Source organism: Acuticoccus sediminis (assembly GCF_003258595.1).
Classification (GTDB): Bacteria; Pseudomonadota; Alphaproteobacteria; order Rhizobiales; family Amorphaceae; genus Acuticoccus; species Acuticoccus sediminis.
Map to the genome: position 1 here is coordinate 260,311 of NZ_QHHQ01000006.1, position 19,600 is coordinate 279,910.

Annotated in this window: 20 protein-coding genes; 15 read left to right on the forward strand and 5 right to left on the reverse strand. The window is 69.0% G+C overall.

Going from position 1 to position 19,600, the window contains the following annotated elements; genetic code table 11:
• Nucleotides 1-170 precede the first annotated feature (170 nt).
• The 13 genes from fabD (at nt 171) to DLJ53_RS25240 (ending at nt 12,923) form a co-directional block, all read left to right on the forward strand.
• Entirely contained in the window at nt 171-1,118 is a 948-nt protein-coding gene (fabD, locus tag DLJ53_RS25180) for an ACP S-malonyltransferase (protein WP_111350396.1), read from the forward strand.
• Nucleotides 1,118-1,852, forward strand: coding sequence for a 3-oxoacyl-ACP reductase FabG (fabG, locus tag DLJ53_RS25185; RefSeq protein ID WP_111350398.1), 735 nt, complete (start codon nt 1,118-1,120; stop codon nt 1,850-1,852). Before fabD ends, fabG begins: the two co-directional genes overlap by 1 nt.
• A 276-nt stretch (nt 1,853-2,128) precedes the next feature.
• Complete coding sequence (locus DLJ53_RS25190; protein WP_075221129.1) at nt 2,129-2,368, forward strand: acyl carrier protein; 240 nt, start codon at nt 2,129-2,131, stop codon at nt 2,366-2,368.
• 38 nt (nt 2,369-2,406) lie between these two features.
• Nucleotides 2,407-3,660: a beta-ketoacyl-ACP synthase II gene (gene fabF / locus DLJ53_RS25195; protein WP_111350399.1), complete on the forward strand. Its 1,254-nt coding sequence runs from the start codon at nt 2,407-2,409 to the stop codon at nt 3,658-3,660.
• A 138-nt stretch (nt 3,661-3,798) separates the two neighbouring features.
• Nucleotides 3,799-4,848 carry an endolytic transglycosylase MltG gene (gene mltG, locus DLJ53_RS25200; protein ID WP_226577073.1) on the forward strand — a complete coding sequence of 350 codons (1,050 nt, stop codon included), beginning with the start codon at nt 3,799-3,801 and terminating at the stop codon, nt 4,846-4,848.
• A gap of 4 nt (nt 4,849-4,852) precedes the next feature.
• The gene (locus DLJ53_RS25205) at nt 4,853-5,743 is read left to right on the forward strand and encodes a YicC/YloC family endoribonuclease (RefSeq protein WP_111350403.1); all 891 of its coding nucleotides are present in this window, start codon (nt 4,853-4,855) and stop codon (nt 5,741-5,743) included.
• On the forward strand, nt 5,740-6,378 hold the full coding sequence (gene gmk, locus DLJ53_RS25210) for a guanylate kinase (protein ID WP_111350405.1): 639 nt from the start codon (nt 5,740-5,742) through the stop codon (nt 6,376-6,378). Before DLJ53_RS25205 ends, gmk begins: the two co-directional genes overlap by 4 nt.
• A gap of 48 nt (nt 6,379-6,426) precedes the next feature.
• On the forward strand, nt 6,427-7,164 hold the full coding sequence (locus DLJ53_RS25215) for a helix-turn-helix domain-containing protein (RefSeq protein ID WP_111350407.1): 738 nt from the start codon (nt 6,427-6,429) through the stop codon (nt 7,162-7,164).
• A 90-nt stretch (nt 7,165-7,254) separates the two neighbouring features.
• Nucleotides 7,255-8,154, forward strand: coding sequence for a class II glutamine amidotransferase (locus DLJ53_RS25220; RefSeq protein ID WP_111350409.1), 900 nt, complete (start codon nt 7,255-7,257; stop codon nt 8,152-8,154).
• Nucleotides 8,151-8,834, forward strand: a complete 684-nt coding sequence (locus tag DLJ53_RS25225) for a GltB/FmdC/FwdC-like GXGXG domain-containing protein (RefSeq protein WP_111350411.1) — start codon at nt 8,151-8,153, stop codon at nt 8,832-8,834. The genes DLJ53_RS25220 and DLJ53_RS25225 overlap by 4 nt, the downstream gene beginning before the upstream one ends.
• 10 nt (nt 8,835-8,844) lie before the next feature.
• Nucleotides 8,845-10,179 carry an FMN-binding glutamate synthase family protein gene (locus DLJ53_RS25230; RefSeq protein ID WP_111350413.1) on the forward strand — a complete coding sequence of 445 codons (1,335 nt, stop codon included), beginning with the start codon at nt 8,845-8,847 and terminating at the stop codon, nt 10,177-10,179.
• 34 nt (nt 10,180-10,213) lie between these two features.
• Nucleotides 10,214-11,533: a type III glutamate--ammonia ligase gene (glnT, locus tag DLJ53_RS25235; protein ID WP_111350415.1), complete on the forward strand. Its 1,320-nt coding sequence runs from the start codon at nt 10,214-10,216 to the stop codon at nt 11,531-11,533.
• Between the two features lie 58 nt (nt 11,534-11,591).
• The gene (locus tag DLJ53_RS25240; protein WP_111350417.1) at nt 11,592-12,923 is read left to right on the forward strand and encodes an NAD(P)/FAD-dependent oxidoreductase; all 1,332 of its coding nucleotides are present in this window, start codon (nt 11,592-11,594) and stop codon (nt 12,921-12,923) included.
• Nucleotides 12,924-12,945: 22 nt separating this feature from the next.
• Here the strand turns inward: DLJ53_RS25240 and DLJ53_RS25245 are convergent, their stop codons facing one another.
• The 5 genes from DLJ53_RS25245 to DLJ53_RS25265 all read right to left on the reverse strand — a co-directional run bounded on the left by DLJ53_RS25245 (nt 12,946) and on the right by DLJ53_RS25265 (nt 17,296).
• Complete coding sequence (locus tag DLJ53_RS25245; protein WP_111350644.1) at nt 12,946-14,172, reverse strand: amidohydrolase family protein; 1,227 nt, start codon at nt 14,170-14,172, stop codon at nt 12,946-12,948.
• A 175-nt stretch (nt 14,173-14,347) separates the two neighbouring features.
• A complete protein-coding gene (locus tag DLJ53_RS25250; protein ID WP_111350419.1) occupies nt 14,348-14,728 on the reverse strand; it encodes a cupin domain-containing protein in 381 nt (126 codons plus the stop codon).
• Between the two features lie 18 nt (nt 14,729-14,746).
• On the reverse strand, nt 14,747-16,222 hold the full coding sequence (locus tag DLJ53_RS25255) for a 4-hydroxyphenylacetate 3-hydroxylase family protein (RefSeq protein WP_111350421.1): 1,476 nt from the start codon (nt 16,220-16,222) through the stop codon (nt 14,747-14,749).
• Between the two features lie 25 nt (nt 16,223-16,247).
• Nucleotides 16,248-16,781, reverse strand: a complete 534-nt coding sequence (locus tag DLJ53_RS25260) for a flavin reductase family protein (protein ID WP_111350423.1) — start codon at nt 16,779-16,781, stop codon at nt 16,248-16,250.
• On the reverse strand, nt 16,778-17,296 hold the full coding sequence (locus tag DLJ53_RS25265; RefSeq protein ID WP_162409536.1) for a MarR family winged helix-turn-helix transcriptional regulator: 519 nt from the start codon (nt 17,294-17,296) through the stop codon (nt 16,778-16,780). Before DLJ53_RS25265 ends, DLJ53_RS25260 begins: the two co-directional genes overlap by 4 nt.
• Before the next feature lie 266 nt (nt 17,297-17,562).
• Here DLJ53_RS25265 and DLJ53_RS25270 point away from each other — a divergent pair, with 266 nt between their 5' ends.
• Both DLJ53_RS25270 and DLJ53_RS25275 read left to right on the forward strand, forming a co-directional pair.
• Nucleotides 17,563-18,378, forward strand: coding sequence for a p-hydroxycinnamoyl CoA hydratase/lyase (locus DLJ53_RS25270; protein ID WP_162409538.1), 816 nt, complete (start codon nt 17,563-17,565; stop codon nt 18,376-18,378).
• A 30-nt stretch (nt 18,379-18,408) separates the two neighbouring features.
• A complete protein-coding gene (locus tag DLJ53_RS25275; protein WP_111350429.1) occupies nt 18,409-19,563 on the forward strand; it encodes an acyl-CoA dehydrogenase family protein in 1,155 nt (384 codons plus the stop codon).
• Nucleotides 19,564-19,600 lie beyond the last annotated feature (37 nt).

The window sequence follows — 19,600 nt, forward strand, 5'->3', positions numbered from 1 at the left end:
CAACGTTGAGCGAGCGCGCATATGGGGCCGGACGGTCGGTAAAATCAAGCGGGAAAATACGCGGTGCGGCTTATTTCCTGTGCGCTGGATCTTGACGTGGGTCATAAGCTTGGTGTGAGTGCGCCCACTCAGCGGCCATGAGCCGCCTCACAATTGAGCAGCCATTCACAATGACCTTCGCGTTTACCTTCCCGGGGCAAGGCAGCCAATCGGTCGGCATGGGCCTGTCGCTCCATGACGCATACCCTGCCGCGGCCCGCGTGTTCGAGGAGGTCGACGAGGCGCTCGGCGAGAAGCTCTCGGCGCTGATCTTCGAGGGACCGGAAGAGGCCCTGCGCCTCACCGCCAACACGCAGCCGGCGCTGATGGCCGTCAGCCTCGCGGCCATGCGCGCGCTGGAATCGGAAGGCGTGAAGATCGGCGAGGCGGCGCTCGTGGCCGGGCATTCCCTCGGCGAGTACTCCGCACTGGCCGCCGCCGGGGCGCTCTCGATCAGCGATGCGGCGCGGCTCCTGCGCCTGCGCGGCGAGGCGATGCAGACGGCGGTGCCGGCGGGCGAGGGCGCGATGGCCGCGCTCCTCGGCCTCGACCTCGAGGCGGCGGAAGAGGTGGCGAAGCTCGCCGCCGGGGACCAGGTCTGCGACGTCGCCAACGACAACGCGCCGGGCCAGGTCGTCGTCTCCGGCGACGTCGCCGCCGTGGAACGCGCGGTCGCGATCGCGAAGGAGAAGGGCGCCAAGCGGGCGATGATGCTGCCGGTCAGCGCCCCGTTCCACTGCGGCCTGATGGCGCCCGCCGCCGAGGCCATGAAGGACGCGCTCTCCACCGTCGCCATGAAGGCCCCGGTCGTGCCGGTGCTCGCGAACGTCTCGCTCGAGCTCCTGACCGACCCCGAGGCGATCAAGGCGAGCCTCGTGCGGCAGGTGACCGAGCGGGTCCGCTGGCGCGAGTCGGTCTTGAAGTTCGGCGGCCACGGAGTATCGATCGCGGCCGAGATCGGCGCCGGCAAGGTGCTGACCGGTCTCGCGAAGCGCATCGACAAGTCGCTGGAGACGATGGTCGTCAACGGCGCCGACGATGTGAAACGGATGGCGGAACACTGGGTGGCTGCAGCGTAATGTTCGATCTGACGGGAAAAACCGCGCTCATCACCGGTGCGACCGGGGCCATCGGCGGCGCCACCGCGGCGGCGCTGAAGGAGCAGGGCGCGAAGATCATCGTCACCGGCTCCACCCAGGAGCGCGCCGAGGCGGCCGCACAGGCGCTCGGCGCCGACGCCGCGTTCGGCGCCGACATGTCCGACCGGGCCGCCGTCGACAAGCTGGTCGGCGACGCGGACAAGGCGGGCCCCGTCGACATTCTCGTCAACAATGCCGGCATCACGCGCGACCAGCTGATGATGCGCATGAAGGACGAGGACTTCGACGCCGTCATCGAGGTCAACCTCGTCTCGGCGTTCCGCCTCTCCCGCGGGCTGATGCGGGGCATGCTGAAGCGCCGCTGGGGCCGGATCGTGACGATCGGCTCGGGCGTCGGCTCCATCGGCAACATGGGCCAGGTGAACTACGCGGCGGCCAAGGCGGGCCTCACCGGCTTCACCAAATCGATGGCGCGCGAGGTCGCGAGCCGAAACATTACGGCCAACGTGGTTGCGCCGGGCCTCATCGCATCCAAGATGAGCGATGCCATGACCGACGACGCCCGACAGATGATGCTGAACGTGATCCCGATGGGCGCCCTCGGCGACCCGAAGGATATCGCCGGCGCCGTGGTCTATCTCGCGTCCGAGGAGGCACGTTATGTCACAGGCCAGACGATCCACGTGAACGGCGGCATGTTCATGGGCTTCTGAGGCCTGATTCTGGGGAGAAGGACCGGTTGTCCACTCCCCAGGTGGCCGACGATCCCGCGCAGGGCATTTCCGAAGTAGCTAAATTCAAGGAAAACGCCTACGCGATCCTTTGCCGGGCGCCAGCCGCTTTTCAAATGGCAAAAAGGTGTGATACCGGCACCGGCAATTCGGGGAGGCGGACCCGTCGCCCCACTTCCTAACGTCACGCGCTCAGCCGCGACCGACATCATCCCAGCGGTCCCACGAGGGGGCCAAGAAGGCTTAGAAGGACTTCCAATGAGCGACACGGCAGAACGTGTGAAGAAGATCGTCGTCGAGCACCTCGGCGTCGAGCGGGACAAGGTCACCGAGGACGCGAGCTTCATCGACGATCTGGGTGCCGATTCGCTGGACACCGTCGAGCTCGTGATGGCGTTTGAGGAAGAATTCGGTGTCGAGATCCCGGACGACGCCGCCGAGACGATCCTGACGGTCGGCGACGCCATCAAGTTCCTCGACAAGAACGCGACGGCGTAACCGCCTCTCATCTCAAATCGGTCTGGCGGAGTGGCATAGTGCGTCGTGTCGTTGTGACGGGGCTCGGGACGGTCAACCCCATGGGAAGTGGGATTGAGACGTCCTGGGAGAATATCCTCGCGGGTAAGTCTGGGGCTTCGAAGATCACGAAGTTCAAGACGGACGATCTTCCCTCGAAGATCGCCTGCCAGGTGCCGCGCGGCACCGGGAAGGGCGAGTTCGACCCGTCGCAGACGATGGATGCCAAGGATCAGCGAAAGTTCGACGAGTTCATCGTCTTCGCGTCCGCGGCGGCCGACGAGGCGATTGCCGACTCCGGCTGGAAACCGACCGATGACGAGGATTGCTTCCGCACCGGCGTCCTGATCGGCTCCGGTATCGGCGGCCTCAACCTCATCGACGCCTGCTCCGCGCAGCTCGAAGAGCGTGGCCCGCGGCGGATCTCGCCGTTCTTCATCCCCGGCGCGCTCATCAACATGGCGTCCGGCGTGGTGTCGATCCGGTACGGCTTCCGCGGCCCGAACCACGCCGTGGTCACGGCGTGCTCCACCGGCGCGCACGCCATCGGCGATGCCGCGCGGATGATCGCCTACGACGATGCCGACGTGATGATCGCCGGCGGCACCGAGGCGACGGTGAACCGTCTGGCGCTCGCCGGCTTCGCCGCCTGCCGCGCGCTGTCGACGAACTTCAACGACGAGCCCGAGCGCGCCTCGCGTCCCTACGACAAGGACCGCGACGGCTTCGTCCTGGGCGAGGGGGCCGGCGTCGTCGTGCTCGAGGAGTACGAGCACGCCAAGAAGCGCGGCGCCAAGATCTACGGCGAAGTGATCGGCTACGGCCTGTCGGGCGACGCGCACCACATCACCGCGCCTTCGCCGGACGGTGACGGGGCCTACCGCTGCATGACCGCCGCCCTGAAGCGGGCGAAGATCGCGCCGAGCGAGATCGACTACGTCAACGCCCACGGCACCTCGACGATGGCCGACGAGATCGAACTTGGTGCCGTCTCGCGGGTGGTCGGCAACGACCTCGAGCGCCTGACGATGAGCTCCACCAAGTCCGCGACCGGCCATCTCCTGGGTGCCGCCGGAGCGGTGGAGGCGATCTTCTCGCTCCTCGCGATGCGCGACCAGGTCGCCCCGCCGACGATCAACCTCGACAATCCGTCGCTGGATACCCCCATCGACCTCGTTCCACATACCGCCCGCGAGAAATCGATCGACGTCGTTCTGTCGAACTCGTTCGGGTTCGGCGGGACCAACGCATCGCTCGTCTTCCGCCGCGTCTAGCCAAGGACAACGGTCGTGCTCAAGCGAGGCTCACGGGAACCCGAACCGCCGCAAAGATCGGGCAAGCGATCCTCGCGGCGGCCTGAGCCGCTGGTCTCTTCCAAGAGTGGAAAGAGCCGGCGGGGCGCCGAGCCGGAGGTGCCGAAGGGCAAGCGCCGTTCGCGCGTCGCCCGGCATCCTGTGGTCCTGTTCGCCAACATGCTGCTCTTCCTGCTGGTGGCGGGCCTCGTCGGCGGCGTCGCGGCGCTCGTCATCGGACAGCGCATGTACACGGCCGAAGGGCCGCTGCAGCAGGATGTCGCCATCCTGATCGAGCGCGGCTCCGCGCTGGAGTTCATCGCGCGCGGGCTCGAAGAGCAGGGCATCATCACCAACCAGTACGTGTTCCTGGCCGCCGCGCAGGCGACCGGCGCGGCCGGGAAGATGCAGGCGGGCGAGTACATGATCCCCGCCCGCTCCTCGATGGAGCAGGTGATGCAGCGGATCGCCTCGGGCGACGTGATCCAGCACCAGATCACCTTCGCCGAGGGGCTGACCTCCTACCAGGTCGTCCAGCGCATGCTGGAGAACGACATCCTGACCGGTCCGGTCGCGGAGATCCCTCCCGAGGGCTCGCTCCTCCCGGAGACCTACCGGATCACCCGCGGGATGCCGCGCGAGCGCCTGATCGACAGCATGAAGGCGGCGCACAACCGCGCGGTGGAGCGCATCTGGGCCGCCCGCAGCCCGGACCTTCCGATCGATTCGCCCGCCGAACTCGTGGTGCTCGCCTCGATCGTCGAGAAGGAGACCGGGGTCGACGGTGAGCGCGGGCGTGTCGCGGCGGTGTTCGAGAACCGCCTGAAGCAGGGCATGAAGCTGCAGTCGGACCCGACCATCCTCTACGGCCTTTACGGCGGCGAGGCGTGGGCGCAGGGACGAACTCTTTTCCAGAGCGATCTGGACCGGCCGAACCCGTACAATACCTATCAGATTGCCGGGCTTCCGCCGGGGCCGATCACCAATCCGGGGGTGGCCGCGCTGGAGGCGACGGCACAGCCTGCGGAGACCAAGGACCTCTTCTTCGTCGCCGACGGCTCCGGGGGGCACGTGTTCTCCGAGACGTACGCCGAGCACCAGCGCAACGTGACGCGCTGGCGCCAGATCGAAGCGGAGCGCCGGGCAGCCGGCACCGGACCGACAGAGTAGCGACATGGCCCAGCGCGAGACCGCCCCCATCCAGTCCATGACCGGCTTTGCCAGCCGAGAGGGGGAACAGGATGGGATCGGGTGGCAGATGGACGTCCGTTCGGTGAACGGGCGCTCGCTCGACGTCAGGATCCGCCTGCCGGCCGGCCTCGACCGTCACGAGCCCGAAATCCGCCGCATGATCGGCGGCGCCTTCCGCCGCGGCAACATCGCGATGACCTTGACGCTGCGCCGCGGCGAGGCACCGGCACGTTACATCGTCAACCAGGAACAGCTCGCCGCCTACGTCGATGCGATCCAGTCGCTCGCCGCCTCCGGCTCCGTCGCGGCGCCGCGCGCCGACGGCCTCCTCGCCCTGAAGGGCGTGATCGAGGCGACCGGCGACGAGGAGACGCTGCTCTCCGGCGCCGTCATCATCGAGGGTGTCGCCGGCCTGATCGCCGACCTGACCACCGAGCGGCAGGCCGAGGGCGGGCGCATCGTGCCGATGATCCTCGGCCAGCTGGAGGACATGGACCGCATCCGCGGCTACATCGACGAGCACCCGGAGCGTTCGGTCGAGACCATCAAGGCGCGGGTCGACCGGCAGATCGCCGCGCTCCTCTCCGGCCAGTCCCTGTCGGAGGAGCGGCTCCACCAGGAGGCGGCGCTCATCGCCACCCGCGCCGACGTGCGCGAGGAGCTCGACCGTCTCTCCGCCCACATCGCCGCCGCGCGCGAGCTTCTGGCGGAAGGGGGGCCGGTGGGCCGCCGCCTCGATTTCCTGGCGCAGGAGCTGAACCGCGAGACCAACACCATCTGCGCCAAGTCCCCGCACCACGCCGTGACCGCCATGGGTCTTGAGCTGAAGGCGGTGGTCGAGCAGATGCGCGAACAGGTGCAAAACCTCGAATGAGCACGCGCCACTTCGCCCGGCGCGGTCTCCTCGTCATCTTGTCGTCGCCGTCCGGCGCGGGGAAGAGCACCATCTCGCGCCTCCTCCTGGACCGCGAGAAGGATCTCTCCCTCTCCATCTCCGTCACCACCCGGGCCCGCCGCCCGAGCGAGGTGCACGGCGTCCACTATCACTTCGTCGCGATGCGCGAGTTCGAGAAGATGCGCGAGCGCGGCGAGCTGCTGGAGTGGGCGGAAGTGCACGGCAACTGCTACGGCACGCCGCGGGACCCGGTGGAGACGTCGCTGTCGGAGGGCCGCGACGTCCTCTTCGACATCGACTGGCAGGGCGCCGAGCAGATCGCCGCGGCAATGCCGGAGGACGTGGTGTCGATCTTCGTCCTGCCGCCGTCCGGTCCGGAGCTGCACTCGCGCCTTGTCCGGCGCGCCGAGGACGACGAGGCGACCATCCTGCGCCGGCTCGCCAACGCGCGCGAGGAGCTCGGCCACTACAGCGACTACGACTACGTCATCGTGAACGACGAGCTTCAGACGGCGCTCGACGGGGTGACGGCGATCCTGCACGCCGAACGGCTGCGCCGCCGCCGGCTGGTCGGTGTGGACGGTTTCGTCGAGGGGATCGTCTCCGCCCTCTGACGGGATGCGGCGCGCCCCGGCTTCGGGCAGGATGCTCCCTCGACCGTCATGAAAGGGGCGCCGGTGGGGGCGAAGAAGACACCGCGCGAGCCCGGCGCTGCCGCACCGAAGCGGTCCGCCGCTGCCGCCACGACGGCCGCCCCGCTCGCCAACCGCCCCCATCTCGACCAGGACCCCCATGCCGTGCGCGACCCGCGCGAGCGCGTGCTGGAGGTCGCCATCGGGCGGGAGGTGCGTGCGCTGCGGGTGCGCCTCGGCATCACCGCGGCGGAGCTCGCCGCCAAGACCGGCATCTCCGTCGGCATGCTCTCCAAGATCGAGAACGGGCAGACCTCGCCGTCTCTGACCACGCTGCAGGCGCTTTCGGGCGCGCTCGGCGTCCCGCTCACCGTCTTCTTCCGCCGCTTCGAGGAGGAGCGGAGCGCGGTCTTCGTGAAGGCGGGGGAAGGCGTCGACGTCGACCGCCGCGGCACGCGTGCAGGGCACCAGTATACGCTCCTCGGCCACCTCGGCTTCAATTCCGCCGGCGTCACGGTCGAGCCGTATCTGATCACGCTCACCGAGGAGTCGGACGTCTTCCCGGCCTTCCAGCACGAGGGGCTCGAGTTCCTGTTCATGCTGGAGGGGGAGGTGGTCTACCGCCACGGCGACAACCTCTACCGCATGACCCCCGGCGACAGCCTCTTCTTCGACGCCGACGCCCAGCACGGGCCGGAGGAGCTGGTGCGCCGGCCGATTCGATATCTCTCGATCATCTCGTACCGGGCCCACCGGGAGGCGGACTGAAGGGGAATCCTGAGAGGAAAAAATATTTCCTCTCAGTTGAATCGGTGCCGTCCATCTGGTACGTCGCAGTGCAGCATGGGAGCGGGCCTTATGTGCGGTGTCGTCGGACTGTTTCTGAAGAACGAGACGCTTCGCGGCGACCTCGGCGCCATGACGGCGGAGATGCTCGCGGTCCTCACCGACCGCGGGCCCGACAGCGCCGGAATCGCGATCTACGCCCCCGCCGGCGTGGGAGAGGCGAAGCTCACCGTCCGCTCCGACGACCCCAAGATCGACTGGGACGCCGTCGCCGCGGGGGTCGGCGAGAGCATCCGCCACTCCGTCGGCGTCGTCGCGCGCGACACGCACGCGGTGCTGACCGTGCCGGCCGACATGGTCGAGAGCGCGGCCACGGCGGTGAGGCACCAGCGGGCGGACATCGCGGTGATGTCGCGCGGCGAGGCGATGGAGATCTACAAGGAGGTCGGTCTTCCCGCCGACGTCACGAAGCGCTTCGAGATCGGCCGGATGGCCGGGACCCACGCCATCGGCCACACCCGCATGGCGACCGAGTCGGCGGTGACGACGATGGGCGCGCACCCGTTCTCCACCGGCGCGGACCAGTGCCTCATCCACAACGGATCGCTGTCGAACCACAACAACGTGCGGCGCAAGCTGAAGTGGGCCGGCATCTCGTTCGAGAGCGAGAACGACACCGAGGTCGCCGCCGCCTACCTCACCCACAGGATGGCCGAAGGGCTCGACCTCGGCGCCGCGCTCGACGCCGGCATCCGGGACCTCGACGGCTTCTATACCTTCGTCGTCGCCACGAAGACCGGCTTCGGCGTGCTGCGCGACCCGATCGCCTGCAAGCCCGCGGTGCTGGCGGAGACGGACGACTACGTCGCCATCGGCTCCGAGTACCGCGCGATGGCGATGCTGCCGGGGATCGACGCCGCGAAGGTCTGGGAGCCGGAGCCGGCCACCAGCTACTTCTGGACGCACCAATGACCACCTTCGACCTGGCCGAGGCGCCGCTGCGCGACCTGAACCGCGCGCTGCACGAGATCGCGGCGGGCGACAACCGCACCACCTGGGAGATCCTCAACCCGCGCGGCGCCCACTCCGTCGCCGTCGGCGTGATGGAGCCGGTCGAGATCCTCGTGCGCGGCAACGTCGGCTACTACTGCGGCGGCATGAACGAGGCTGCCACCATCCGGGTGGAGGGTTCGGCCGGGCCGGGGCTCGGCGAGAACATCATGTCCGGGAGCATCCGCGTGACCGGCGACGCCAGCCAGTACGCGGGCGCGACGGGGCGGGGCGGTCTCATCGTCATCGAGGGCAACGCGTCGTCGCGCTGCGGCATCTCGATGAAGGGGGTCGACATCGTCGTGGGCGGCAACGTCGGGCACATGTCGGCCTTCATGGCGCAGGCCGGCCGGCTCGTGGTGCTGGGCGACGCGGGGCATGGGCTCGGCGATTCCATCTACGAGGCGGAGCTCTACGTGCGCGGCACGGTCGCGAGCCTCGGCGCCGACTGCGAGGAGAAGGAGATGGACGGGCCGCACCGGGAGGCGCTCGCCGCGCTCCTCGCCGCGGCGGGCCTCGACGCCGACCCCGCCGCGTTCCGGCGCTACGGCTCGGCCCGCACGCTCTATCACTTCGACGTCGACAACGCCGACGCCTACTAAGGCCGCACCGATGACCAAGTCCCCCCACGCGGCCCAGACGCCGCCGCAGCAGTCTGCCACCTTCGACGACTACACCCTCGCCGAGATCCGCCGCGCCGCGGCGACCGGGATCTACGACATCCGCGGCGGCGGGGCGAAGCGCAAGGTGCCCCACTTCGACGACCTCGTGGTGCTGGGCGCGTCGATGTCGCGCTACCCGCTGGAGGGGTACCGCGAGCGCTGCGACACGGACGTCATGCTCGGCACCCGGTATGCCGGGAAGCCGATCCACCTGAAGATCCCCATCACGATCGCGGGGATGAGCTTCGGCTCGCTGTCCGGCGCCGCCAAGGAGGCGCTGGGGCGCGGGGCGAGCCTCGCCGGCACGTCCACCACCACCGGCGACGGCGGCATGACGGACGAGGAGCGCGGCCACTCCGAGCGGCTCGTCTACCAGCTCCTGCCGTCGCGCTACGGCATGAACCCGCGAGACCTGCGCCGGGCGGACGCGATCGAGGTGGTGATCGGCCAGGGCGCCAAGCCGGGCGGCGGCGGCATGCTGCTCGGTCAGAAGATTTCCGCGCGCGTCGCCGGGATGCGCACGCTCCCCGAGGGGATCGACCAGCGCTCGGCCTGTCGCCATCCGGACTGGACGGGGCCCGACGATCTCGCGATCAAGATCGGCGAGCTGCGCGAGATCACCGACTGGCAGAAGCCGATCTTCATCAAGGTCGGCGCCTCGCGCCCCTACTACGACACCGCGCTGGCGGTGAAGGCGGGCGCGGACGTTGTGGTGCTCGACGGCATGCAGGGCGGGACGGCGGCGACGCAGGCCGTCTTCATCGAGCACGTCGGCATTCCGACGCTGGCGGCGATCCGGCCGGCGGTGAAGGCGCTGCAGGACCTCGGCATGCACCGCGAGGTGCAGCTCGTCGTCTCCGGCGGCATCCGCAACGGCGCCGACGTCGCCAAGGCGCTGGCGCTGGGGGCGGACGCGGTGTCGATCGGCTCGGCCGCGCTGGTGGCGCTCGGCGACAACGACCCGCGGTGGGAGGCCGAGTACCAGGCGCTCGGCACCACCGCCGGCGCCTATGACGACTGGCACGAGGGGCGCGACCCCGCCGGCATCACGACGCAGGACCCCGAGCTGATGAAGCGACTGGACCCGGTCGCGGCCGGGCGGCGCCTCGCCAACTACCTCAAGGTCATGACCATGGAGGCGCAGACCATCGCGCGGGCATGCGGCCACAATCACGTGCACAACCTGGAGCCCGAAGACCTCTGTGCGCTGACGATCGAGGCGGCCGCCATGGCTGGCGTGCCGCTTGCTGGGACGAACTGGATACCCGGCGCGGACCGCTCGTAACCACGGGCCGAGGCGGCGGACACGGAGGACTTCAATGACTGACGCTGACGGCCCCACGACCGACCTCGCTGCCTACGCGGCGGACCGGCAGATCAAGTACTTCATGATCTCCTACACCGACCTGTTCGGGGGGCAGCGCGCGAAGCTCGTGCCGGCCGCGGCGATCGGCGGCATGCAGGCCGAAGGCGCCGGCTTCGCGGGCTTCGCGAGCTGGCTCGACATGACGCCGGCCGACGCCGACATGCTCGCCGTCCCGGACCCGTCGTCTGTCTTCCAGCTTCCGTGGAAGCCGGAGGTCGCGTGGGTCGCGGCGAACCCGGTGATGAACGGCGCCGAGGTGGCGCAGGCCCCGCGCAACGTGCTGCGGGCGGTGCTGGCGAAGGCCGCGGCGAAGGGGCTCACCGTCAAGACCGGCATCGAGGCCGAGTTCTTCCTCATCACGCCCGACGGCGAGGCGATCTCCGATTCCGCCGACATCGCCGCCAAGCCCTGCTACGACGCCCAGGCGCTGATGCGGCGCTACGACGTCATCGCCGAAATCTGCGACGGGATGCTGGGGCTCGGCTGGGAGCCGTACCAGAACGACCACGAGGACGCGAACGGCCAGTTCGAGATGAACTGGGCCTTCGCCGACACGCTGGTCACCGCCGACCGCCACTCGTTCTTCAAGTTCATGGTGAAGTCGATCGCGGAGAAGCACGGGCTTCGCGCGACCTTCATGCCCAAGCCGTTCCCGGGCCTCACCGGCAACGGCTGCCACATGCACCTCTCGATCTGGGACGGGGCGGGCAGGAACCTCTTCGAGGACCCGGCCGACGAGGTGGGGCTGTCGGCCGACGCCCGGCACTTCCTGGGCGGCATCATGCGCCACGCCAAGGCACTGGCGGCGATCACCAACCCGACCGTCAACTCCTACAAGCGCATCAACGCGCCGGTGACCCTGTCGGGCGCCACGTGGTCGCCCAACACGGTGACCTGGAGCGGCAACAATCGCACGCACATGGTTCGGGTGCCGGGGCCGGGCCGGTTCGAGCTGCGCCTCGCGGACGGTGCGGCGAACCCGTACCTCTTCCAGGCGGCGGCCATCGCGGCCGGCCTCGCCGGGCTGGAGGCGAAGGCCGATCCGGGGCCGCGCAGCGACGTCAACATGTATGCCGAGGGCCATCTCGCGGACGGGGTGAAGCTGCCGCTCAATCTCCTCGACGCACTGCGGGCGTTCGAGGCGGACGGCGCGCTCCAGGCCGCGCTGGGCGGGGAGGTCTCGGCCGCCTTCCTGAAGCTCAAGCACCAGGAGTGGAACGACTATTCCCGCCACTTCACCCAGTGGGAACGAGCCAATACGCTCGATATCTGACAGGCCGCGCGCCATGGGGGCGAGGGCGGCGAGCGCGATGCGCGCAAGGAGGCATTAGGTGCCAGGACCCACAGTCGAGCCGGTCGAGGGGGCCGCGACGCTCCCGGCCGAGGCGGATGTCGTCGTCGTCGGGGGCGGGATCATCGGCACCACGACGGCGCTGGAGCTCGCCGAGCGCGGCCTCAAGGTGGTGCTCTGCGAGAAGGGGATCATCGCCGGCGAGCAGTCGAGCCGCAACTGGGGCTGGGTGCGACTCGCCCGCCGCGATCCGCGCGAGATCGAGCTGATGATGGCCTCGATCCGCATCTGGGAGGGGATGGCCGAGCGCGTCGGCGCGGACGTCGGCTACACCCAGTGCGGCGTCGTCGTCCCGTTCTACGACGCCGCCTCGGAGGCCGAGAACACCGAGTGGCTGAAGAACGTCGAAGGCCGCCAGACGCGGATCGAGCGGATCGACCGCGACGCGGTCAACCGGATGCTGCCGCAGCTGAACTACGAGCATAATGGCGGCATCTACGCTCCCCACGACGGCCGTGCCGAGCCGCAGAAGGCCGCTCCCGCCGTCGCCCGCGCCGTGATGGCGAAGGGCGGCACCGTGCTGACGGGCTGCGCCGTGCGGGCGCTCGACGTCGAGGGCGGCGTCGTGAAGGGCGTCATCACCGAGAAGGGGCGGATCAAGGCGGGTGCCGTCGTCGTCGCGGGCGGGGCGTGGTCGCGCCTCCTGCTGCGGCAGGCGGGCGTGACCCTGCCGCAGCTCAAGGTCATCAACTCGGTCATGCGCACGACGCCGGTGGAGGACGGGCCGACGGTCACGGTGCGCGGCCCGAACTTCTCGGTCCGCAAGCGCGCGGACGGGGGGTACACGATCTCCACGCTGGTCGCCAACGACTTCGACCTGACGCCGGACAGCTTCCGCTTCTTCATGAAGTTCTGGCCCGCGGCGAAGATGGAGTGGCGCCAGCTCCGCCCGCGCCTCGGCCCGCGCTTCTGGCGCGAGTGGCGCGAATTCGCGCCGTGGGACCCGAATACGGAGAGCCCGTTCGAGGAGATCCGCATTCTCGATCCCAAGCCGAACAAGCGCCTGACGGACCGCGCCTTCGCCGCGGCGAAGAAGGCGCTCCCCGTGCTCGAGAAGGCCGAGGTGGCGCAGCGCTGGGCCGGCATGATCGACGTCACGCCCGACGCCGTGCCGGTGATCTCAAAGGTGGAGAGCCGGCCGGGGCTCGTGATCGCGACGGGCTTCTCCGGCCACGGCTTCGGGCTGGGGCCGGCCGGCGGACGCCTCGCGGCCGACCTTGCCAGCGGCTCGGCGCCGTTCGTGGACCCGGCGGCCTTCCGCCTGTCGCGCTTCTTCGACGGCTCGAGGATCGTACCCCTGACCGGGGTCTGACCGGGCCCTCGCGGCGGGAGGCTCAGGCCGGGCGGTGGATCTGCGCCGCCGGCCGCGTCATCGTCCGCCGCCCGCGCTTGAACGCGTAGAGCACTGGCGCCAGCTCGGAAACGGCGGCGTAGGGGCTGTCGCAGTCGAGGACCGCGAGATCGGCCGCCATGCCGGCCTCGAGGCCGTAGCCGTCGATGTTCATCAGGCGGGCCGCGCGCGTGGTGACCATGTTGAAGCACTCCACGACGTCGTGCGCCGCGCCGACGTGGCAGATGTTGGCGTTGAGGTTCGCCATCCTGACCAGCGAGCAGTCGCCGAACGGGGTGAACGGGTTCAGGACGTTGTTGGTCGAGAGCGAACAGTTCACCCCGTACCCGAGCAGCCTGTGCGCATGGGTGACGCCGCGCGACTGGCCGCAGGCTTGATCGCGGCCCATCAGGAAGAGATCGGTGGACGGCAGCACGGTCAGCGCGACGCCAGCGTCGGCGAGCCGCCGGGCCGCGTCGGCGAAGGTCTCGGGCCCGGCGTATGCGAGCTTGGTCACGTGGCCGATGGCGGTGCGCCCGCCCCGCCCGTACCGTTCGGCGAGCTCGCAGACATAGTCGAGGTCGAGGGTCGTCGGGTCGTTGCTGAGGTCGAGGTGCATGTCGATGTCGGCGTCGAACTCGCGGGCGATGGCGAAGACGCGGTCGATCTGGCCGTGGGGATCGCTGTCGGTGTAGGGCGCGCCGCCGACCACCCTGGCGCCGCGCCTCATCGCTTCGACCATCAGCTCCTCCGTGCCGGGATTGTTGAGGAGCCCCTCCTGGGGGAAGACGCAGATCTCGATGTCGATGGCCCAGCGGTAGTCGTCGACAAGCTGCAGGACGCCTTCGAAGCCGCGCAGGCCGACGACCGGGTCCACCTCGAGCTGCGTCCTCATGTGCGTGGTGCCCTGGAGGATGCACTTCTCGACCGTCCGGCGGCCGCGCGCGTAGACGTCCTCGGGCGTGAAGCTCCCCTTGGCCCTGGCGACCTCTGCGATCGCCCCGGTGATGTCGCCGCCCTGGTCCGAGCAGCGGTCCAGGATGCAGGACTTGTCGAGGTGGATGTGCGTCTCGACGAAGCCCGGCGTGACGAGGCGGCCGCCGAGGTCGAGCGTCTCGCCCTCGGCGGCAAGGTCCGTCGCTATGGCGGCGATCTTGCCGTCCTCGATGCCGATGTCGACGCTGGTGGCGGCGTCGCCGGGCAGGCGGGCGTCTCGGAGGATGAGGTCCATCTGGCGTGTCCCGTGGAGGAGGTGCGGGGTCTGGCGAGCAAGGCGGGTGCCGGGCGGCGCCGGATCCACAGTCCTTTCATGGGGGCTCGCCGGAGTGCCGCGGGGAGGGCGGCCGTCACGCCGGAGGCGGAAACGAGACCGCCGCAGACCCTGCGGGCTGCGGCGGTGCGGGAGATCAGCTCTCCGGGTAGTAGTGGATCTCGATCAGGACGCAGCCGTTCTCGGACTTGAACGGGCCGTGCACGGCGCCCGGCGGGCGGCAGGCGTAGGTGTTGGGCTCGAACGCCTCGCCGCCTTCGCCGTTCTCGTCGTTGCCGACGGTGAGGTCGCCGGAGACGAGGTACACCTCCTCGAAGTAGTCGTGCACGAACGGCTTCGTGGTGTAGACGCCCGGGTCGAACTTCAGGAGGCGCGTGCGGTTGCCGACCTTCTTCTCCTCATCGAGGAAGCCCGCCAGGATCTTCTGCTTGATCCCCTCCGGGTAGCCGGGAGGCGGCGCGAACCCCTCCGTCAGGTCCACGGGGTGGAATTCCTTGTGTTCCTTGTCGATGGCCATTCGGCATCCTCTCGAGCGTTATTCGGCGGCGGTCTTCAGCGCGCTCACCTCGTCGGACAGCGCGTAGGAGTTGAGGCAGCGGTCGACGAGCGCGGTCGCGCCGGACCAGTCGTAGGTGCGGAAGGAGTGTCCCTTCGTGACGAAGGTCGCACCGGCATAGAACATTTCGTACTGCGTGTGGCGCGAGCCGAACTCGGAGCCGATCGCGTCCCACACCAGCTTGAAGAACTTCACGCGCTCGCGGGACGAGCGGACCGGCGACTGCTGCGTCTTGTCGATGATCGCGGCGATCTCGGAGTTGGCGAAGTCGTCCACGGAAGAGGGCAGCATGATGACGCCGCCGCCGGCGAGGTCGCGCAGGGTGGTGATCACCTTGCCGTAGAGCTGCTGGGTCAGGACCTGCGCGGAATAGAGGGTGTGGCGGTCGGGGACGAAGTAGCCGCCCTCCATCCGGCCCTTCACCTCCATCGAGCGCACCAGCGCGTCGACGAGCTCGGCCTCGGCCGCGAGCTGGCCCAGCATCTCGCGCACCTGCGGGAAGGCGAGGGTGCCGTTGGTCTCGGCGATGCCGCGCGCGAGACCCGCCAGGAAGCGCATCTTCACCATCAGGCGGATCTGACACTGGTAGTTCTGGTAGGAGTGGGCGGGCGTCGCGTGGAACTGCCGGGCCACCATCTCCACGTTCTTGTTGATGAAGACGCGGTCCCAGGGAACCTTCACGTCGTCGAAGAAGAGGACGGCGTCGTTCTCGTCGAACTGGTTGGCGAGCGGGTTGTCGAAGCGCGACGGGGCAGCGGCCTCGTAGGACTTGCGCGACAGGATCTTGAGGCCCTTCGCGTTCATCGGGATGGCGAAGGAGACGGCGTAGTTCTCGTCACCCTCGCGCAGCGGCTGGATGCAGGTGACGAACACCTCGTTGGCCATGATGCCGGACGTCGCCAGCATCTTCGCGCCGCGGATGGTGATGCCTTCCGAATCCTCGTCGACGACGCCGGCGGTCAGGTACGGGTCGGTCTGGCCGGCCGCGCTCTTGGACCGGTCCGCCTGCGGGTTGATGATGACGTAGGTGAGGAAGAGGTCGTTGTCGCGCGCGTAGGCGAAGTAGTCCCTCAGCGCCTTGGCGCGGGCCGGATCGTAGTCCTCGAAGATCTTCGCGCCCATCACCATGCCGGAGAGGCAGGAGGCGACGTGGTCCGGCGAGCGGCCGAGGAAGCCGAAGTGCTCGCCGGCCCAGGCCTCCAGCGCCTCGCGGCGCGTCACGAGCTGCTCGTAGCTCGTCGGCAGGTCCCACTGGCGGTTCACCTGCGCGCCGGTCTCGGTGGTGAAGGTCATCAGGTCGGCGTTGGCGGCCTGCATGTCGTAGAGCTTGGCGTAGGAGCGCACCGCGTTGTGGAACGCGGGGTGGTCGACCGGCTCGGCGACCTTCTCGCCGTCGATGAAGACCTCCCGCCCATCGCGCAGGCTGTCGATATGCATCGCGCCGTTCTTGATCATCGGACTGGTTCTCCGGGTCGGCCTGTCACCAGCCGAGGAGCCAAAGGGCGTCGGCGGGGACGGCAATGTCATGCTGGTGAGTGAGTTCGCGGTAGCGGCCCTGGTGGAAGACCAGGGGCTCGGCGTTGGGGCGCGGCCGGTCGAAGGCGACGACGCGGCCGACGAAGATGGTGTGGTCGCCGCCCGGATACTGGTGTTCGGGCGTGCACTCGAAGTGGGCGATGGCGCCTGAGATCAGCGGCGCCCCGGTCACCCCGGGGTCGGCGGCGAACCCCTCCCACTTGTCCGTGCTGGAACGGGCGAAGCGGTTGGAGATGTGGATCTGGTTGTCGGCGAGGACGTTGACGGCGTAGTGGCCGGCGCTGCGCCAGCCTTCGAGGCCGTTGGCCGTGTTGGCGACGCAGAAGAGGACGAGCGGCGGGTCGAGCGACACGGACGAGAACGAATTGACCGTCATGCCGATGCGGGTCCCCGGGGAGGGCTCGGCGGTGACGACGCAGACGCCGGTGGCGAAGTCGCCCAGCGCGCGGCGCAACGTCTTGGGGTCGAATCCACTCATTCCTGCAGCTCCTTGCGTTGGCTCTCGTATTCGAGAAGCGCCAGCGCATTGTCGCCGCCCGCGATCAGTCCGGGTAGCAACGTAAGAACGCGGTCGAAGTCCGCCGGGCCGAGCGCGGCGAAGAGTGTGTCGTTGACCTGGGACTGGAGCGGGGCGAGGTCGTCGAGGCGGGCCTGCCCGTCGGGCGTGACGGTGAGGTTCACGCGTCGCCCGTCGTTCTGGTTCGGCGCCTTGTCGACGAGGCCCATCTTGGCGAGGCGGCCGACTTCGGCGGTCACGAAGGGGCCGCTGTAGTGGAGGTGGCCGGCGACGGTGCTGACGCTCACGTCGCCGAGGCGCGAGAGGTGCGCGATCGAGATGAGGATCGTGTACTGCGGCCCGGTGAGCCCGGTGACGGAGCCGAGCGCCTGCCGCGTCGCTTCGAGGCGCGCGGTGAATGCGAGCAGGCCGTGCACGAACGCGCGGAACGCGTCGTCCCGCCCGTCGCGGATCAGGGCGGGGCGGCTCGCGGTCATCGGGCGAGGGTCGCAATCACCGGCTGACACGGTCACCACTTGGGTCTCGGCGGACGCCGTCCGCGCATTCATCGAACTCATTTACCTAGGTTACATAGCTAATTTGACCTGTCAATGCCATGCGGGTAGGCATGCCTTGGGAGTGGGCACAAGGGCGCTTGACGGTCGAAAATCACTCAATAAGATGTGCTTGTGAAATATTACTGCAATTTGAGGCGCCGTTAGATGCGCCTCCGGTTCAGCGAGAGCGGCAGGGGAGGACACTGGTGAGCGTCGTCGAAACCGAGCTTGAGGACGGCGTCGCCTTCGTCTTCCTCAACCGTCCCGAGAAGAAGAACGCCATGAACCCGGCGCTCCACTTCGCCATGGACGAGACCCTCGACCGGCTCGAGACCGATCCCGCCGTGCGCGCCGTCGTCATCTCCGGACGGGGCGGCGCCTTCAGCGCGGGGCAGGACCTCAAGGAGTTCTTCCGCGACCTCGAGGGCGACCCGGCAGGGCAGAAGAAGGCCCAGGCGGCCGCCAATTCCTGGCGCTGGCACAAGCTCGAGCTGTTCCCCAAGCCGACCATCGCCATGGTCGACGGCGTATGCATCGGCGGTGCCTTCACGCAGATGATCGCCTGCGATTTCGCCGTCGCGGCCGAAGACGCCATGTTCGCACTCTCCGAGATCAACTGGGGCCAGATTCCCGGCGGCCTCGTCGCCCGCGTCCTGACCGAGTGCCTCGGCTACCGCGATGCGCTCGACCTCGCCCTGACGGGCCGAAAGATCGACGGCATCGAGGCGGCACGCCTGCGCCTCGTCAACGAGGCGGTCCCGAAGGGGGACCTGCGCACGCGCGTCACGGAACTCGCCAGGACGCTGGCGGGCAAGGACCCGGAGGCCTACCGCGCCACCAAGCATGCCGTGCGCCAGGTGCGCGCGATGCCGATGCGCCAGGCCGAGGACTACCTTGCGGCCAAGATCGGCGAATTGCGCATGCGCGCCGGTGCCTCCGCCCAGCAGACCGCCATCCGTCGCTTCGTCGACGACAAGAGCTACCGCCCCGCCGAAGGCTCCTACACCGAGGTGAAGGACTGATGGCGCCGGCCCATACCGCCCGGACTTCCCATGGACTTTGAACTTTCCGACGACCTGAAGATGATGAAGGACCAGGTGCGGCGCTTCGTCGACACCGAGGTCATCCCCATCGAGCGCGAGGCCAGCGACGGCTTCGACATGCTGCCCGAGTACCGCGCCAGGCTCGAGGCCAAGACCAGGGCGCTCGGCTACTGGTACGTCGAGCTGCCGGAAGACCTCGGCGGCCTCGGCCTCGGCCTCACCGCCCGCGTCATCCTGTGGGAGGAGATGGGCCGCACCATCGCCTGCCCGCCGCGCAAGCAGTCGATCTTCGGCCCCGAGGTGAGCCCGATGCTCATCAACCTCACCGAGGCGCAGAAGGAGAAGTACCTCTACCCGGTGATCAGCGGCGAGAAGGCGAGCTGTTTCGCCCTCTCCGAGCCGGACGCCGGCGGCGATCCCGGCGCGATCCGCTCCACCGCGGTGAAGGACGGCGACGGCTACGTCATCAATGGCTACAAGCGCTACATCACCAATGCGCAGAAGGCCGACTTCGCGCAGGTGATGGCCGTGACCGACCCGGTGAAGGGCCGCCGCGGCGGCATCTCCGCCTTCCTCGTCGACATGGACACCCCCGGCGTCACCATCGCCCGCGAGCAGCAGACGATGATGGGCGACCGCCCCTGCGAGCTCGCCTTCGAGGACGTGCGCGTCCCCGCCGACGCGCTGATGGGCGAGGAGGGGCAGGGCTTCGCGCTCTCCCAGGACTGGATCAACCAGGGCCGCATCCGCCACGGCGCCCGCGCCATCGGCGTGATCGAGCGCATGCTGGAGCTGTCCGCCGAGTACGCGAAGGATCGCAAGACCTTCGGCAAGCCGCTCGCCGAGCGGCAGGCGGTGCAGTGGATGCTGGTCGACTCGTACGTGGACCTGCAGGCGCTGCGCCTGATGGTCTACACGACCGCCGCCGCCTACGACCGCGGCGAGGACGTGCGCAACGACGCCTACGTGGTGAAGATGCGCGGCGACAAGATGGCCTTCGAGGCCACCGACCGCGCCATGCAGATCTTCGGCGGCGCCGGCGTCACGCTGGACCTGCCCATCGAGAAATTCTGGCGCGACCAGCGCTCGATGATGATCACCGAAGGTCCCGAGGAGATCCTCCGCGGCGCCTTGGCCCAGAAAATCCTGCGCGACTACGCCTGAGGCGGCGTCCGCGCGCCCATCCGCAACCCGCACACGA